Here is a 17,715-nt window from a genome sequence, read left to right on the forward strand (position 1 = left end):
ACATCCATGGCTGCTGAACTGAACGCATTGCGTGACCAAATCGATGACGTTGATAAGCAGATGCTTGACCTGTTGGCAAAGCGTCTATCTCTTGTGGAGCAAGTTGGTGAAGTAAAGAGCCAACATGGCTTACCTATCTATGCCCCTGACAGAGAAGCAGCCATGCTGGCATCGCGTCGTGAAGAAGCGGAAAAAAAAGGCGTGCCTCCTCAACTCATCGAGGACATCCTTCGCCGCACTATGCGCGAGTCTTATGCCAGCGAAAAAGACTCGGGTTTTAAGTGCCTAAACCCGGAATTGCGCTCTGTTGTGATTGTCGGTGGTAAGGGACAGTTGGGTGGCTTATTTGGCAGAATGTTCACGCTGTCGGGTTATCAAGTAAAAGTGCTTGGCAGCCAAGATTGGGATCGTGCCGACGAGATCTTAGATAATGCGGGTCTTGTTGTCGTGACTGTACCAATTCACCTCACGGAAGGTGTGATTGAGAAGCTTGGTAACCTGCCAGAAGACTGTATTTTGTGCGATCTCACCTCGATTAAGTCTAAGCCACTTAATGCCATGCTAAAGGCTCATCAAGGCCCCGTTGTCGGTTTGCACCCGATGTTTGGCCCTGACGTGCCAAGCCTGGCTAAACAGGTGATCGTCTATTGTGATGGCCGTGGTGAAGATGCGTATCAATGGCTGTTAGAACAGTTTAAAATTTGGGGCGCGAGTTTGTGTCAGATCTCGGCGGAGCAGCATGACGAAGGAATGACGTTAATTCAGGCGCTACGTCACTTTACCTCCTTTGCTTACGGACGCCACCTGAGTCAGCAGAACCCAGATCTGGATACGCTAGTGAAACTGAGCTCACCTATTTATCGTCTGGAACTGGCCATGGTGGGGCGTCTGTTTGCTCAGGATCCTAATTTGTACGGTGACATCATTCTTTCTTCGGATGAAAATATCGATATGATCAAGCGTTTTCACCAGCAATTCGGAGAAGCACTGGCACTTCTCGACACTAAAGACAAAGCTAAGTTTGTTGCCGAGTTCAATGAAGTCAGTGACTGGTTTGGTGATTACTCTCAGCAATTCATGTCTGAGAGCCAGAATTTGCTCAAGCAGGCCAATGACGCGATTCATCGCGGCTAGAATCCCAAAAGGGTCACAAAAAAACGCAGCGTTTACGCTGCGTTTTTTTAATTGGTCTGTTCTGCCTCGGGCTCTGGCAGCTCTTCGTTGACTGCGGTCTTTAGAGAAGCATCGACATAAGGCGCGTTGGTCAGGTTGATCTGCAGTTTGACGACACTGCCTATCAGCTCAACAAGTGGTCCCCACTGAACTTTTTTCTCTTTTTCAAAAACATAGTCAAAGTTATCTGGACTCCAGTCCATCAAATACTGGGGATTTAGTGTCCGGCCTAAGAATCGCACTTCGTAATGCAGGTGAGGACCGGTCGAGTTGCCGCTGTTGCCACATGTTGCGATGACATCACCTTTTCGCACGAACTGCCCACTTTTTGCCTTAAAGCGATGTAAGTGCGCGTAGGTACTCATAAAGCCAAAAGCGTGACGAATGGTCAGGTAGTTGCCATAGCCTTTACGACTTGGTCTTACTGTTTCTACCACGCCATCTGCAGGAGCCAGGATCTGCTCTCCTGTTTTACAGGTGAGATCGATGCCGGTGTGAAGCTGCCTCTTACCGGAAATTGGATTGGTGCGACGACCATATGACGAAGAGATCCGTTGGTAGGTGACAGGGCTGTCGTTGGGGATCAGTCGAAACATGGTTGCACGCACTGCTGAGTCTATTGCGGCGGCATCAATACGATCGGCCAAAGGCATTTCTACATCATAGAGCTCTTCATTAACTAATCCGAGAACCGTTTCTACATCATTGACGCGTTTACCCAGCAGTTGCAACTCATCACGCTTTTGCTCCAGCTCCTGAGACAGATCATGCGTTACATTCACCTGTTCTTCGAGCTTAGCTTCTAGCAGTGCTTTTTCTTGTTGCAGACTGGAAAGAGTCACTTCTGTTGAGCTAAGAGCCGTTTGCGACTGATTGTAGGAGTAGCCCACCAGACCAAGGGCAATAGGAAAAGCTGCGGCTAATAGAATAACGCTTACTGTACGCTTTCTCCCTAAACGCAGTGTTTTTTTCTTTCCTTGATCAGTAGGTATGACTACCTTGATTTTGTTTGCCATAGTGAAATGTCGAAACTGACAACCTGTCTATAAAAAGTGGTAAATTTTCGGTTAATTTCGCTATTTTGTGGGTGAAAATCACAAAAAAGAGGGCGCTATTATTAGCGCCCTCTTCAAAAAAAACAAGTTTATCTCAAAATCAAGTGCTTATTTTGAGATGCGCTTGTATTTAATGCGATGTGGTTCAGCAGCTTCAGGACCCAGAGTCTTCTTCAGCCATTCCATGTACTCCGTGTAGTTACCTTCGTAGAAGTTAACCTGACCTTCGTCACGGTAGTCGATGATGTGCGTAGCGATACGGTCAAGGAACCAACGGTCGTGCGAGATAACCATGGCACAGCCAGGGAACTCAAGCAGCGCTTCTTCCAGTGCACGTAGTGTTTCAACGTCAAGGTCGTTGGTTGGCTCATCGAGTAGCAGCATGTTACCGCCCGCTTTAAGAAGCTTAGCCAGGTGAACACGGTTACGCTCACCACCAGACAGCTCACCGATGATCTTCTGTTGGTCGCTGCCTTTGAAATTAAAGCGCGAGCAGTAGGCACGAGCTGGGATCTCAAAGTTGTTGATCTTGATGATGTCAGCGCCTTCAGAAATTTCCTGGAATACCGTGTTCTTGTCGTTCATTGAGTCTCGGAACTGTTCAACCGATGCCAGTTTAACGGTTTCACCTAGATCAATCGTACCGGAATCAGGTTGCTCAGTGCCGCTTAACATCTTGAATAGCGTTGATTTACCTGCACCGTTAGCACCGATAATACCGACGATAGCACCCTTAGGAATGCTAAACGACAGGTCGTCGATAAGTACGCGGCCGTCGAATGACTTGGTCAGGTTGTTCACCTCAAGCACTTTGTCACCCAGGCGCTCACCAGGTGGGATGAACAGTTCGTTAGTTTCGTTACGTTTCTGGTGATCGCCGCTTTGCAGTTCTTCAAAGCGTGCCATACGTGCTTTAGACTTAGCTTGACGACCTTTAGGGTTTTGACGAACCCATTCAAGTTCTTTCTCGATGGTCTTCTGACGAGCTTTTTCTTGAGACGCTTCTTGTTGCAGACGGGCATCTTTTTGCTCTAGCCAAGAGGTATAGTTACCTTCCCATGGAATACCTTCACCACGGTCAAGCTCCAGGATCCAACCCGCAGCGTTATCCAGGAAATAACGGTCGTGGGTGATAGCTACAACGGTGCCGTTGTAATCAACAAGGAAGCGTTCCAGCCAGGCTACAGATTCTGCGTCCAAGTGGTTGGTTGGTTCGTCAAGAAGCAGCATGTCTGGCTTCTCTAGAAGCAAGCGGCAGATTGCAACACGGCGGCGCTCACCACCTGAAAGGTGTTTGATCTGTGCATCCCACTCAGGAAGACGTAGTGCATCCGCTGCACGCTCTAGGGCGTTGTCCAGATTGTGGCCGTCTTTTGCCTGAATCAGTGCTTCCAGCTCACCTTGTTCCTTTGCCAGTGCGTCAAAGTCAGCATCAGGTTCGGCGTAAGCTGCGTAAACTTCGTCCAGACGCTTCATTGCACCTGCGACGTCAGCAACTGCTTCTTCTACGATTTCACGCACCGTTTTTGATTCGTCCAGGACGGGTTCCTGAGGCAGATACCCCACGTTCAGGCCCGGCTGTGGACGCGCTTCACCATCAATGTCGGTATCAATACCCGCCATGATGCGTAGTAGTGTTGATTTACCTGCGCCGTTGAGACCTAGTACACCAATTTTCGCGCCAGGGAAGAAGCTAAGAGAAATGTCCTTAAGGATTTGTCGCTTTGGTGGCACAACTTTGCTCACGCGCGACATGGTATAGACGTATTCAGCCATTGCCGATCGTTCCTACTTTTGAAGTCAATAAAGTTTCTATTTTACACCACGCAGTCTGAACCTTTCAATTTTCGTTGTAAGATCTTGCGTATCAAGGCACCGACAATAAAAAAGTGCCATTGTCAGGCTAGCAGCTCCCAAAATTCAGAAACAAATTCTTAATAACAAACCCATTGGCAGTTTTGGTCATTTGGTCTTAAATTGAAGGTTGACCATGTCTTCAATTACCGCTGACAAAGCGCGACGAAAAATAACAACAATACTTCAGCTGGTCATTTACTCAAGTCCCCTCAGAACGTCAGCTCTGATGGCTATGACTGAGTACACTCAATTGCATCGAAGGGAAAGGTTTCATGTTTCTAAACGGACGGTACTGTCAGAGGCTTCTTGCCGCAACCTCTATCATTATTACCTCTCTGAGCGGATCTGTGCTGGCTGCAGATGCCTCGCTCGAACGGCAGCGTGCTGACTACGAACAGGCACAAAAGCTTATCGACGACAAAGACATAGAGGGCTATCAAAAACTTCGCCCCAAGATTGTGAATTATCCTTTGACGCCTTATGTGGACTATCGTGTGTTCTCACTCGAATTGGCTGATAAGTCGATTCAGGAGGTAAACGACTTTATTGAAAACCATCAGGGTTTTCCTTTCTCAACGCGGATCAGGGCTCCCTATCTTGATCATCTCGCCAGGCAGAAACGTTGGCAGGATATATTGACCTTTCAAAACAACTATCCAAATGGCGAGCGTTATCAATGTCACTATCACTATGCACAGTATCAAACCGGTGACCGAGAGGCCGCATTTGATGGTGCACAAAAATTGTGGTTGAGCGGAACCAGTGTTGATGACGCTTGCGATAAACTGTTTGAGGTGTGGAACAAGGCCGGAGTGCGGAGCGACAGTGATGTTACTCAGCGGATGATTCTGGCATTTGAACAACGAAACGGAGCGCTGCTGAATTATCTCAGTCGGCAGCTAACGACGCCTCAGGGGAAAAAGCAAGGTGAGCAAATTCTGACTTTGTATAAGGCGCCAGAAACAGTAACCAGTTTCGCCAAAAGTGATGTTTCTCAGCCACAGAAAGACCAGCTCACCGAAATAGCGCTCCAGAAGCTGGCACGCAGTAATGAAGATAAGGCGAAAACAGTGGTCGCTCAGCTCAGCAAGGTCGAATCGTTAGACGCTGGCTTGCGCCAATCGATGCGTGAGTATGTGGCCATGCGTTTCATTACCACAGAGTCATCTAGTGACGCCAAATGGCGAGATCAGGTACTAAGTCAGTCAGAGAGTACAGTATATCTAGAGCGAAGAGCACGCTTGGCTGTCCAGCAAGCTGATTGGGCAGGGTTGGAAAAATGGATCGGAATGTTACCTTTAGATAAGCAGCAAACCAGTCGTTGGCAGTACTGGCTGGCACGATCAGAACTGAAAACCGGGGAAGTAAAGCTAGGCACACAGCGTATGGAATCCATCGTCGGCCAGCGTAATTTTTACAGTGCTGCGGCCGCAACCTATCTGGACCATTCCATTGTCTATCCAGTCTCGACAACCACGCTGGATGCTGACGCGATCGCCCCGTTTCAAGTTAGCCTGGTACGTATCGAGGAGCTGGTAGACAGGGACAAGATTGCAGCAGCGAAATCCGAGTGGCGCTATTTGTTGTCTAACGCGTCAGAACAAGAAAAGCAGATGTTAGCCGCTTATGCCGGAAAAAAACGCTGGCACCATTTTAGTGTTGTCGCCACCATCTCCGCAAAAATGTGGGACAACATGACACTGCGATTCCCGACTGCGCATCAATGGTGGTTTGAGTTTTACAGTGATAAGCTCGATCTCGACAGTGTCTTGCTTATGGCGCTGGCACGACAAGAAAGCGCAATGGACTCTGAAGCTCGTTCCCCTGTCGGGGCAAGAGGCGTGATGCAAATCATGCCCGCAACGGCCAAATATACAGCGAAAAAACATAAGATCCCCTACAAACGAAGCAGCGAACTGTACCAAGTTGGCAAAAATATCGAGATAGGCTCGCACTATCTCAATGAACTGCTCGGCAACTATGACGATAACCGGATTTTTGCTCTCGCGGCTTATAATGCAGGCCCCAACCGAGTGAAGCGCTGGCGAGAGGAGTCAGAAGGCAAACTTGATGCCATCGCTTTTATTGAGTCAATCCCATTTCGGGAGACAAGAGGTTACGTTCAGAATATTCTGATGTTTCAGGTTTACTATCGGGATCTGTTAGGTGTTCAGGGAAGTTTCCTGACTGACGAGGAAGCGAATAAGCGCTACTAGAGGCGAACCGCTATCATTTCATACAGCCTTAAGGTTAGAATAGTTGACCGGATGTTTCTGATGGAAGAATAAATGGAACCTCATTATCAAGATTGGCAACAAGTCCTCGACCTCATCCAACGCTCCCAAAGCACTGAGCAGCAGGCTATGTTGATGACGATGCTGCTGACTCCAGATGAGCGCGAGGCGGTGACCGCACGCGTCAACATTCTTTGTGAGTTATTAAAAGGTGACTTGTCGCAGCGCCAGATCAGTCAAATGTTAGGAGTGGGTGTAGCGACCATCACTCGTGGTTCTGCAGAAGTCAAACGCCTTGAGGATACAGAAAAAAACGCCTTGATCGATTTGCTGTTAAAATAAGCGAAACCTAGGTAGGTTTCGCTCTGCAGCATCAAAAGTGCTGCGGATTTACAAACGGTATCAGCGCCAATACCAGAGCTTGATGATAGACCGAGCTTCGGGTCAGTTGGTGCTGAGTCAGTAAGGCAATGGCTCCACCTTTTTGTTTGATATTTTCGGTACCAAATGTGCTATCCATGACGTCTCCCAGCTCTACGCTCGGTGATAGTTGAGCCACTACTGATGGCGGTAGCATTAAGCTCGCACTGCGCGACTCGCCAACCAACGCTTCCGATTCAATGATCATCCAGGCAAAGGTTGATTGACCGTCTAACCCCGCCTCAATACCCACGTAAAAATCGCCATCGTTCATCGCATTTTTAGCATTACGTACGCGGTTTTTGGCACCTTGATGGGTTTCTTGATTGTTCATAGGTTGTTCTGAAACCCCACTTGGTACACTGACTCCGACAAACGAAAAAACCTGTTCAGGGAAAGCCGATTCGAAAGCACTCTTTACCGCATTGATTTTGGCCGGGTTTAAAGACGCGATGACTACTTTTTTCATTATGATCCTATCTATGATATTGACGTATCGATTCAATCTTAACGTAAATTTTCCATATTTATGTCATTAATTGCGGTGAGTTTCGGTATCCTATGTGAGTCCCAACTCTGGGGCTTTGAGGAAATAACCAATTTTATAGCATGAACTTCCGTTACTCTCGGAGTGCCATGTGTGTAAGAGATTATGGAAATGAAAATTAAAAAAGTAGTGGTAGCGCTTGGCCTTATTTCTCTGATGGGCTGTCAGGCAACGCAAAGACAGAATGCAACAACCGGTGAGTATGAGACTAACTCCGCAACCAAAGGTGCGGTGATCGGCGCCATCGCTGGCACGGCAGTAGGTATCGCTTCCGGCGGAGACAGTCGAGGTATCCTATTGGGCGCGGCAAGTGGTGCAGCGCTAGGTGGTGGCGTTGGTTACTACTTTGACCAACAAGAGAAAGCTCTGCGACAAGAGTTACTAAATTCTGGTGTTCAGGTAGAGCGTGTTGGTGACAACCAGTTATTGTTGCGTTTAGAAAATGGGATTGGTTTTGACAGTAACTCACACTCTCTCAATAGCAGCATTCACAACACGTTAAAAGGTGTGGCTCGTATTCTTGTCGAATACCCGGATACCAGTCTGGTTATTGATGGTTTTACTGACAGTACTGGCAGTGCCCAGTACAACCAGGAGCTGTCCGAGAAACGTGCCGAACAAGTCCGTTCGTTCCTGGTAAGCCAGAAGGTGGCACCAGGGCGTGCAATCGCTCGTGGTAACGGAGAGCGTTACCCGCTTTGCTCAAACGCGACACCAGAAGGTCGCCAATGCAACCGCAGAGTGGAAATCAAAATCCTGCCACTGAAATAATTTGTTATACCCGCGCACCTCAAGGTATGGGTTTAATGAGTGAATAAGAAAAGCCCCGGCATAGTGATATGCCGGGGCTTTGTCTGTTTATTCGCTTAGCTCTGGAATGACAGGCTTAACATTGTCGACCGGGTAACAACCGAGAACCTTTAGGTACTTAGTAATTTTCGTTAATTCCTGAATAGCGCACTGCATGGAGTCTGAGTCTCGGTGCGCTTCCACATCCACATAGAACATTTCTTCCCAGGGGTTCCCCATAATTGGGCGCGACTCCAATTTGGTCATATTGATGCCGTAGCGTTGTAGTACCAGCAGTGTTTCTACCAGAGATCCAGCCTCCTGAGAAGTGGCCATAATGAACGTCGTTTTCGCCGGAATTTGCGCGGAGACTTCTACTGGCTTTCTTGCAACGACGATGAAGCGAGTGTGATTTTCTGTCTGGTTGGCAATGTTGCTCTGAATAGACTGCAGGCCATAGAGTTTTCCACTGGCAGCATGACCGATAGCGGCTACATCATCACGGTTTAATTCCTGCACCTTTTGCATCGCGTCAGCTGTGCTGGCGCAGGATTCTAGCTTGACACCTTTAAGACGGCTTAAGAATTCGCTGCACTGCTGGTGGGGCTGAGGATGTGAATACAATGTTTTGATGTTTTCCAGGCGAATCTCTTTAGTGGCAACCAGGCAGTGTTCAATGGGCTGAGTAATTTCACCGACAATGTGCAAGGTAGTATGTTGCAGTAGATCGAACACTTCATTGATTGAGCCCGAGCTGGTGTTCTCGATAGGAAGCACGCCAAAGTCAGCATGTCCTGACTCTACGGTCTTCGTCACTTCTTTGAATTGATCGCAGTTGAGCTCAACCAGTTCGGTATTTTTGCGCGAGAAGTACTCACGGCTGGCTAAGTGAGAGTACGACCCTTTGGCGCCTAAGAAGGCAACTCTGGCTACGGGCTTGCGACTCTGATTCGGGTTCGCCAGATTTTGCAGATAAACCTGTTGTAATAATACGGAGTCTTCGATGATGGTGTGAAAGATCTTAGTGATGTACGGTGCATCCAGATCATACTTCTCTTTACCATTGGTGATCAGTTTGACCAGTAATTGCTGTTCGCGAGCGGCATCACGAACAGGTTTCGAGGTCTCCACCTTACTTTTGGCGACTTCAATGCTGAGTTTGCGTCGTTCAGAGAGCAGTTGCAGTAAATGGTCGTCGAGCTCATTCAAACGAAGGCGAATGTCCTCAAGAGAATAGTTTGTGTCTGTCATCGAATAATCCTTATAAAAAAACCTCCCAGTTGGGAGGCTTTCCGTTCGTTTTTGACTTTTCTTTCGAAAACGAAGAAGCCTCCAAGCCTAGTGGAGAAAAAAGAAGTCAAAAAAGAACAGATTAATTGGGTACATAGAGTGTTTAGTTACGTTTTCAATTGGCTAAGCCACACAATAAGCAAGGGAGTGAAGAGCGTCAAGCAAAAAAATAGCGCCTTTCGGCGCTATAAGATATTTGGTGTTACTAAGAGTTTTTACTCAGCTTCTTCTTCCAGTTCTGGTTTTTCTGCTCGTCTGGCTTCAGGCTTGTGTCTGAGCTTGTTTAGCTGTCGTTCTAGTTTCTGTTCTACCTCGTTAACGGCAGCGTATAAATCTTCATGAGTAGCGGAAGCGACTAATTTGCCTTTGGGTACCGTAATTGACGCTTCGAATTTCATCTGTTTGTTTGGCTCTTCGCTGAAAGCAGTCTGGCAACTGATGATGTCTACTTGCCATTTTTCCAACTTTTTGAATTTGCTTTCGATGTGCTCACGGATTGCAGAGGTGATCTCAATGTTTTTACCAGTGATGTTTACTCTCATATTGTTTTTCCTCTGTTGCATCCCTCATGGGTTAACTCCAGATTACCTATCCATGGTGAAATAAATGTGATCCAAATCACTAAATGGGAGTGATTTTTCGCATCAAAATCTAAATGTGATCCAACGCAAAACTTTGTGTCGAAGAGTGCGGAAAACACTTTTCTTTCCGTCAAAAGTCATTAACTTGGAAAGAGTAGCGCACTGAAAATCTCCCATTTTTGGCGCATCTGTACGACTTCAAAAATCTCCTGTTTAAAAATCAATCGCTAATAAAGCGTGATGGTCATCACTCTGTTGTGCTTTCTTCCTCAGAACCCAATACTCGATAGAATTGAATGTCCTTATTTTGCGCTTGCTGTTCTTGTCTGATCTCCTTCAAAGACTCAAGTTGTTTATAAATCACAAAGTAGCGATTGATGTTGGCAACGTATGTGACCGGCTCGGAGCTGATGTTGCGCCGCGCCATCAATTCTACGTTACCAAACCACTTATTGGGATCGTAGCCATTGCGTTCTGCCAGTCTTCTCATTCGGGAGATGCTTCCAGGGCCCGCATTATAGGCAGCCAGTGACAGATAAACCTTATCATCGTCACTGATAGAGTCGTCACTGAAGTATCGGTCCTTGATGAACCTCAGATACTTCACCCCGGCATGAATGTTGTTTTCTACCTGATTGATGTTCTTGATGTTCACGTTGGGATCGCGCGCTGTGCTGGGAAGCACCTGCATGATACCGACAGCACCTTTTGGGGAGACTTTGCGCTGATCGAGTTTTGATTCCTGAAAAGCTTGCGCAGCAATCATTAAGAAGTCAAAGTCGTATTGTATCGCGTACTTTTTGAATATAGATATAAGGCCGTCTAACTGCTGAACATTCTTGGGATCTAAGGCCTTGGCAAACCAGGAAGTGTTCTCCAGGTATTTGTTGTATATCACGTTGCCTAACAGGGTGCCTTCCCGGGCGGTTTTAATGTAGCGATTGACCTGCTGCGCCAGTTTCGGAGAATCCATACGCATTGCCCAGGCTATGTCACCGTCTTCACGCAGTGGGATATCTGCGTGAATATTCAGATCCTCAAAAGTTTTTTTCCAGAACAGAGCCTTGTGGCTATCTAATACGGTGGCACCAATATAGCCTTGCTTTATCATCTCAACCAGTTCGTAGTCTTGCAGTGTTTCTTCTAGGTACTGCACATAGACTGGCGGTTTATCATTTTCTGTCAGCTTCTGATTCAATGTCTGAATGCTTTCGAAATAGCTGGAACTGCCTCTGACCCACACCTCGTTACCACTCAAATCATTCAGACTCTCTATCTTAGGGTAGGAGCTATTAGTAATCAGTACTTCATCGATATCCGTTAAAATAGGCATGCTGAACTGGACCACCTGTTGTCTATTTTTGGTGACCGTGAGGTTGGCCACAATCAGATCACCAAAGCCGTTTACGAGCGCAGGAATAAGGTCATCCCTGGGAACCGGAATGACCTGAATTTTGATTTTGGGGTAGGCTTTTTTAAGATTTTTCTCAAAATGGTAGAGCTGCTCAGCCCCGATGCCCTTGGGCTGTCCTTTCTCGATATAGTAAAAGCCCAGGTCGGCTGAAACGAGTACCCGAATTACTCCCTTTTTCGCCAGTAGGTCCAGGTCTCCGGTGTAGGGGGCATTACTAAGTGGTGAGAGTTCTAGGGCTCTCACTGGTAGCGTAATAATTCCGATCAGTAGACACAGTAAAAATCCTTTCACAACAATCCCTTTTGTGATGGCGTTATAGAAAACTATATAAATGAAAAAGAGATTTAGCCAACTATCAACAAACAAAAAAGCGCTGCATGAGCAGCGCTTTTTGAACCAGATTCTGTGCTTTGGTTACAGCGGATTAAGCTCCATTAGCTTTTCCGTACGTTCAACCTGTTCTTGCATGTCGAGCTGCTGGTAGGCTTTTTTCTGCAGTACCAGTGACTTTCGTGCCGCCTCAGTGTCTGGATAGGTTTTTTGGATTTCCTGAGCACGGTTGATGGCTGCAATCCACGCTTCACGACGAATGTAAAAGTCTGCGGTAGCCAGATCGTAGTTTGCCAGACGGTTTTTCAAAGCAACCATACGTCGCTGAGCATCTTCCGCATAAGCGCTATTAGGATAACGCTTCAGGAGTCGGTCAAAGTCGGCGAAAGCCGCTTTCACGGGCTCTGGATCTCGATCTGAGCGATCTATACGCAAGATATCGTGCATAAAGTTACGATCTTGCGCCATGTGCGTCAGGCCTCGCATATACAGTACCCAGTCTGAACGCTCGTGAGTCGGGTTGAGGCGTGAAAAACGTTCAATGGTTGCCAAGCCCAGGGCCAGATCGTCGTTCTTGTAATAGGCATAAATCAGATCGAGCTGAACCTGTTCTGTGTAGGCACCAAATGGATAACGTGAATCCAGAGCTTCGAGTCGCTCAATGGCTGATGTCCAGTTACCACCTTGCAGTGATTCTTGTGCCTCAGAATACAGTTGAGAAGGCGGGACATCTGGGACGGTGACTTCTTTGTCAGCACAACCAAACAACAAAGCTAGGGAAAGTAAGCCTGTTAGTTTAAGTAGTTTCATACGAGAACGAGTTTCCTTGACGTAAATATTTTTCCGCTTCCATTACTTTTCTTGTCAGTAACGGATACAATGATGGGCTATATTATCCACACTCGTGGTATTAGTCCCAAGGTTTTTTAAAAAGTTCGATATGGCTCAGCAGATTGAATTAACAAATACAGTAAAAGACAGCCAGCTAGGTCAACGTTTAGACCAAGCTGTAGCTGAACTCTTCGCAGATTTTTCCCGTTCACGCCTGAAAGAGTGGCTGCTGGAAGGAAAGATCGCGGTTAACGGTGAAGTGGTCACCAAGCCTCGCACCAAAGTGATGGGCGGTGAACTGATCACCGTTCAAGCTGAACTAGAAGATGAAGAACGCTTCGAAGCGCAGGATATTCCTCTAAACATCGTTTATGAGGATGATGACATTATAGTCATCAATAAGCCAAGAGATTTCGTTGTCCATCCTGGAGCAGGGACACCAGATGGAACGGTTCTTAACGCACTGTTGCATCATTTTCCTGCGATAGCAGAGGTGCCTCGTGCCGGTATTGTGCATCGTCTGGATAAAGATACCACAGGCCTTATGGTGGTGGCGAAAACGGTACCTGCGCAAACTCGCCTGGTTCGAGCACTGCAAAAGCGTAACATTACTCGTGAGTATGAGGCGATTGCGATTGGTAAAATGACCGCTGGTGGTATGGTAGATAAGCCAATTGGCCGTCACTCTACCAAGCGTACGCTGATGGCGGTCAATGAACTGGGTAAACCTGCTATCACGCATTACCGTGTGGCGGAGCACTTCCGTGAACATACGCGTATCCGTCTTCGCCTGGAAACCGGTCGTACTCACCAAATTCGTGTCCATATGTCTTACCTGCAGCATCCACTTCTTGGTGATAGCGCATATGGTGGCCGTGCACGAATCCCGCGAGGTGCAAGCGAAGAGTTGACGCAAATGATCCGTAGCTTTGACCGTCAGGCCTTACATGCTGTGATGCTTAAGTTTGCGCACCCGGTGACGGGAGAAGAAATGGAGTTTCACGCGCCGGTGCCAGACGATATGGTGGCAATGACGGAAGCATTGCGTGAAGACACAAAGCTTAACAAAGAAGAAGATTACTAATGTCTTCTCTTATCCCTGATTGGAAGACGGCGCCAAGTATTGCCGCTATCACTTCTACGCGAGAGCATGGCGTGTCTAAAGCGCCATATTCTGGCCTGAATCTGGGGATGCATGTTGGTGATGACCCCGCAGATGTCATCACCAACCGACAGCGTTTGGTGACTGCCACCAACATGCCATCACAACCAGTATGGTTGAATCAAACGCATTCAACAGACGTCGCAGTCATTGATGCGCCTACCGACGACGTAGTAGATGCTGATGCAAGTTATTGTGAGACTCCGGGTGTTGTCCTGAGTGCGATGACTGCCGATTGCTTACCCATTTTGCTTGCCGCCAAAGACGGCTCTGCGATTTCAGCTGTGCATGCTGGTTGGCGTGGTTTGGCAGATGGCATCGTGGAGAATGCACTGTCCCACTTTAAAACAGATGTGCAAGCCTGGATTGGTCCTGCTATCGGTTTTGAAGCTTTCGAAATCGGTGAAGAGGTGCGTAAAGCCTTTTGTCATCTTCATCCGGAGTACTCGGTGGCGTTTAAACCCCACCCTAGTTCGGGCAAATGGTTAGCTGACTTAGCTAAAATCGCCGAAATGAAGCTAAAGGTGGCGGGTGTGGAAGACGTCAGCCAAAGTGGCTTATGTACTTATCAGGACCCTGTGCGTTTTTATTCCTATCGCCGAGACGGTCAAACAGGAAGAATGGCCAGTTTTATCTGGATCAAAAGCTGATTTTCCCTTCCTCATCTTGAAATTTCGTCTACGAGTAACCATCTTATTTGCATATCGTGTTGTATGTCATTGAAGGGGGTTGCTATGCGCCTAGATCGATTCACGAGCAAATTCCAAATTGCCATCTCTGATGCTCAGTCTTTAGCTCTGGGTAGAGACCATCAATATATCGAACCTGTCCATTTAATGGTTGCGCTGCTAAACCAGGAAGGCAGTTCGATTCGTCCACTCCTTACCATGCTTAACGTTGATGTGGTTCAACTGCGTTCTAAACTCTCTGAGTTAATGGATAAGTTGCCTAAAGTGACTGGGGTTGGTGGTGATGTACAGCTGTCCAGTTCGATGGGACAACTGTTCAATCTCTGTGACAAGGTTGCTCAAAAGCGTCAGGATGCATATATCTCTTCCGAGATTTTCTTGCTTGCAGCGATCGAAGATAAAGGCCCCCTCGGTCAACTGTTAAAAGAGCAGGGGTTAACCGAAGCGAAAATCAATCAGGCCATTGAACAAATTCGCGGTGGACAGAAAGTGGATGACCCTAATGCAGAAGACAAACGTCAGGCACTAGAAAAGTTCACGATTGACCTGACAGAGCGGGCGGAGCAAGGAAAGCTCGATCCTGTGATTGGTCGCGATGATGAAATTCGTCGCACTATTCAGGTGTTGCAGCGTCGTACCAAAAATAATCCGGTAATTATCGGTGAGCCCGGGGTAGGTAAAACAGCGATTGTTGAAGGTTTGGCTCAACGAATAGTCAACAACGAGGTACCTGAAGGTTTACGTGGTCGTCGAGTACTCTCCTTGGATATGGGGTCGCTGGTAGCGGGGGCTAAGTATCGGGGGGAATTTGAGGAGCGCCTTAAGTCGGTACTGAGCGAACTGGCGAAAGAAGAAGGTAATATCATCCTGTTTATCGATGAACTTCATACTATGGTTGGTGCCGGTAAGGGTGAGGGGTCCATGGACGCAGGTAACATGCTCAAACCGGCGCTCGCTCGTGGTGAGCTTCACTGCGTCGGCGCTACCACGTTAGATGAGTATCGCCAGTATATAGAGAAAGATGCCGCTCTGGAGCGTCGATTCCAAAAAGTGCTGGTGGATGAACCGACAGTGGAAGACACAGTTGCCATCTTACGCGGACTGAAAGAGCGTTACGAGCTCCATCACCATGTCGAAATAACTGACCCGGCCATCGTTGCTGCAGCGAGTTTGTCTCATCGTTATGTAACCGACAGACAACTCCCCGATAAAGCGATTGATCTGATTGACGAGGCTGCATCGAGCATTCGACTCCAAATTGACTCGAAACCAGAATCACTGGATAAGCTGGAACGAAAAATTATTCAGCTGAAAATAGAGCAGCAAGCGCTTAAAAATGAGTCAGACGAGGCCAGCGAAAAGCGTCTCTCAGCTCTGAATGAAGAGCTTGAATCGAAAGAACGCGATTATGCCGAGTTGGAAGAAGTATGGAATGCTGAGAAGGCAGCACTTTCTGGTACGCAACACATCAAATCAGAACTGGAGCAAGCGAGACTCGACATGGACGTAGCGCGACGAGCGGGTGATTTGAATCGCATGTCTGAGCTGCAATATGGACGAATTCCTGAACTTGAAAAGCAGCTTGATCTGGCAACGCAAGCAGAAATGCAAGAAATGAGTTTGCTACGCAATAAAGTCACCGATGCCGAGATTGCCGAAGTGCTTTCTAAGCAAACGGGAATCCCTGTTTCTAAGATGTTAGAAGCAGAGAAAGACAAACTACTTAGAATGGAAGAGGTCTTGCATAAACGCGTTGTCGGACAGGCCGAAGCGGTTGAGGTGGTCTCAGATGCGATTCGACGTAGTCGGGCAGGGCTTGCAGATCCAAACAGACCTATAGGTTCGTTCCTATTCCTTGGACCGACGGGGGTGGGGAAAACCGAACTGTGTAAAACGCTGGCCAGTTTTATGTTCGATAGTGAAGAAGCGATGGTACGCATCGATATGTCTGAGTTTATGGAGAAACATTCCGTCGCTCGTTTAGTCGGAGCGCCTCCGGGCTATGTCGGATATGAAGAAGGTGGGTACTTAACCGAAGCGGTGCGTCGCAAACCATACTCGGTCATTTTATTGGATGAAGTTGAGAAGGCACACCCAGATGTATTCAATATCTTGCTTCAGGTACTGGACGATGGGCGTCTTACTGATGGACAAGGTCGAACGGTCGACTTTAGAAATACCGTGGTCATCATGACCTCGAACCTGGGTTCGACTCGCATTCAGGAAAACTTCCAGGTGCTTGATTACGAGGGTATCAAGCGTGAAGTGATGGACGTCGTAACGTCTCACTTCAGGCCTGAGTTCCTAAACCGTGTTGACGAGAGTGTCGTTTTCCACCCTCTAGGTGCAGAGCACATTAAGTCAATTGCTGGTATCCAGCTCAAGCGTCTTGGTAAGCGGATGGAAGACAGTGGCTATCAACTGGTCGTCGCTGAAGCGGCTTTAGACTATATTGCCAAAGTCGGTTATGACCCAGTCTATGGTGCAAGACCACTTAAACGAGCTATTCAGCAAAGTATTGAGAATCCATTAGCAAAAGAGATTTTGGCGGGCAAAGTGGATCCAAGCAAACCAGTCCGTTTAATCGTTAATAACGATAAGATAGCGGTCGGCCAATAGCCCTAAGTAGCTAAAGTAAGGTAAAAGGGGAGGTTTACTCCCCTTTTTTGTGTCTTTTTTCGTCTCTTTGGTTCTTTTGTGTTCGAACGATTCAAAAAAGTTAATTTAATTCAATTTAGGGGTTGCCAAGACAATCGCGATCTCTATAATGCCCCCTCGCTGACACGGGAAAGGCAAACGAAAGCCAACAACGAGTCAGAAGGTCATCAAGCTCTCGAAGCTTGGCGAAATAAGTTAGAAAAAGTGGTTGACACGATGACTTAACTCGCTAAAATGACCGTCCGTTTTGAGCAAAGCCCATGGGGTTGAGTTTGAAACATGTTCTTTAAAAATATAGACCTATCAATCTGTGTGGGCACTCGTTGATGATAATCAAATTAGATACCTCGGTATCAAATTAGGTTTCAATGAAACGAAGTGACCATTGAGTCGAAAGACTCAGCACAGTCAATTCAAACATTACTTTATGTAATGTTCAGTATTCATTGAGCCGACAAAATCTTAAATTGAAGAGTTTGATCATGGCTCAGATTGAACGCTGGCGGCAGGCCTAACACATGCAAGTCGAGCGGAAACGAGTTAACTGACCCTTCGGGTGACGTTAACGGCGTCGAGCGGCGGACGGGTGAGTAATGCCTGGGAATATGCCTTGATGTGGGGGATAACCATTGGAAACGATGGCTAATACCGCATAATCTCTACGGAGCAAAGAGGGGGACCTTCG

The 17,715-nt window shown here is 47.3% G+C and carries 14 protein-coding genes, 1 rRNA gene and 1 other annotated feature; of the genes, 8 read left to right on the forward strand and 7 right to left on the reverse strand.

The features are described 5' to 3' along the window. Positions 1 to 6 precede the first annotated feature (6 nt). Complete coding sequence (tyrA, locus tag C4S60_RS09580; protein ID WP_103880141.1) at positions 7 to 1,134, forward strand: bifunctional chorismate mutase/prephenate dehydrogenase; 1,128 nt, start codon at positions 7 to 9, stop codon at positions 1,132 to 1,134. Between the two features lie 47 nt (positions 1,135 to 1,181). On the opposite strand, the gene C4S60_RS09585 is transcribed toward tyrA, so the two are convergent. Both C4S60_RS09585 and ettA read right to left on the reverse strand, forming a co-directional pair. After that, positions 1,182 to 2,189 (reverse strand): M23 family metallopeptidase, encoded by a 1,008-nt coding sequence (locus tag C4S60_RS09585; protein ID WP_103880124.1) that lies wholly within the window; start codon positions 2,187 to 2,189, stop codon positions 1,182 to 1,184. A gap of 147 nt (positions 2,190 to 2,336) precedes the next feature. Continuing rightward, positions 2,337 to 4,004, reverse strand: coding sequence for an energy-dependent translational throttle protein EttA (ettA, locus tag C4S60_RS09590; RefSeq protein WP_103880125.1), 1,668 nt, complete (start codon positions 4,002 to 4,004; stop codon positions 2,337 to 2,339). 353 nt (positions 4,005 to 4,357) lie between these two features. On the opposite strand from ettA, the gene sltY reads away from it, so the two are divergent. Together sltY and trpR are read left to right on the forward strand one after the other, a co-directional pair. Then, the gene (gene sltY / locus C4S60_RS09595) at positions 4,358 to 6,301 is read left to right on the forward strand and encodes a murein transglycosylase (RefSeq protein ID WP_103880126.1); all 1,944 of its coding nucleotides are present in this window, start codon (positions 4,358 to 4,360) and stop codon (positions 6,299 to 6,301) included. Positions 6,302 to 6,373: 72 nt separating this feature from the next. Further along, positions 6,374 to 6,661: a trp operon repressor gene (trpR, locus tag C4S60_RS09600; RefSeq protein WP_103880127.1), complete on the forward strand. Its 288-nt coding sequence runs from the start codon at positions 6,374 to 6,376 to the stop codon at positions 6,659 to 6,661. A 31-nt stretch (positions 6,662 to 6,692) separates the two neighbouring features. Here trpR and yjjX read toward each other — a convergent pair whose 3' ends face one another. Continuing rightward, the gene (gene yjjX, locus C4S60_RS09605) at positions 6,693 to 7,208 is read right to left on the reverse strand and encodes an inosine/xanthosine triphosphatase (RefSeq protein WP_103880128.1); all 516 of its coding nucleotides are present in this window, start codon (positions 7,206 to 7,208) and stop codon (positions 6,693 to 6,695) included. A gap of 195 nt (positions 7,209 to 7,403) precedes the next feature. Between yjjX and C4S60_RS09610 the strand changes: the two genes are divergently transcribed. After that, positions 7,404 to 8,057, forward strand: a complete 654-nt coding sequence (locus C4S60_RS09610; RefSeq protein ID WP_103880142.1) for a YiaD family glycine zipper/OmpA-like lipoprotein — start codon at positions 7,404 to 7,406, stop codon at positions 8,055 to 8,057. A gap of 87 nt (positions 8,058 to 8,144) precedes the next feature. Here C4S60_RS09610 and pheA read toward each other — a convergent pair whose 3' ends face one another. The 4 genes from pheA to bamD form a co-directional block, all read right to left on the reverse strand. Then, on the reverse strand, positions 8,145 to 9,326 hold the full coding sequence (gene pheA, locus C4S60_RS09615; RefSeq protein WP_103880129.1) for a prephenate dehydratase: 1,182 nt from the start codon (positions 9,324 to 9,326) through the stop codon (positions 8,145 to 8,147). Between the two features lie 11 nt (positions 9,327 to 9,337). Next, positions 9,338 to 9,459: a sequence feature (Phe leader region), on the reverse strand. 121 nt (positions 9,460 to 9,580) lie between these two features. Next, positions 9,581 to 9,907, reverse strand: coding sequence for a ribosome hibernation-promoting factor, HPF/YfiA family (gene hpf, locus C4S60_RS09620; protein WP_103880130.1), 327 nt, complete (start codon positions 9,905 to 9,907; stop codon positions 9,581 to 9,583). A 286-nt stretch (positions 9,908 to 10,193) separates the two neighbouring features. Then, positions 10,194 to 11,657 carry an MltF family protein gene (locus C4S60_RS09625; RefSeq protein WP_425275116.1) on the reverse strand — a complete coding sequence of 488 codons (1,464 nt, stop codon included), beginning with the start codon at positions 11,655 to 11,657 and terminating at the stop codon, positions 10,194 to 10,196. A 117-nt stretch (positions 11,658 to 11,774) separates the two neighbouring features. Continuing rightward, a complete protein-coding gene (gene bamD / locus C4S60_RS09630; protein WP_103880131.1) occupies positions 11,775 to 12,500 on the reverse strand; it encodes an outer membrane protein assembly factor BamD in 726 nt (241 codons plus the stop codon). A 130-nt stretch (positions 12,501 to 12,630) separates the two neighbouring features. Between bamD and rluD the strand changes: the two genes are divergently transcribed. From rluD to C4S60_RS09655, 4 genes are all read left to right on the forward strand, one after another. Continuing rightward, a complete protein-coding gene (gene rluD, locus C4S60_RS09635; protein ID WP_103880132.1) occupies positions 12,631 to 13,605 on the forward strand; it encodes a 23S rRNA pseudouridine(1911/1915/1917) synthase RluD in 975 nt (324 codons plus the stop codon). Then, positions 13,605 to 14,333, forward strand: a complete 729-nt coding sequence (pgeF, locus tag C4S60_RS09640) for a peptidoglycan editing factor PgeF (protein ID WP_103880133.1) — start codon at positions 13,605 to 13,607, stop codon at positions 14,331 to 14,333. The genes rluD and pgeF overlap by 1 nt, the downstream gene beginning before the upstream one ends. An 84-nt stretch (positions 14,334 to 14,417) precedes the next feature. Continuing rightward, entirely contained in the window at positions 14,418 to 16,991 is a 2,574-nt protein-coding gene (gene clpB / locus C4S60_RS09645; RefSeq protein WP_103880134.1) for an ATP-dependent chaperone ClpB, read from the forward strand. A 503-nt stretch (positions 16,992 to 17,494) separates the two neighbouring features. After that, a 16S ribosomal RNA gene (locus C4S60_RS09655) occupies positions 17,495 to 17,715 on the forward strand; the annotation flags it as partial.

Origin of the sequence: Vibrio hangzhouensis, assembly GCF_900107935.1 — a bacterium.
GTDB lineage: Bacteria > Pseudomonadota > Gammaproteobacteria > Enterobacterales > Vibrionaceae > Vibrio > Vibrio hangzhouensis.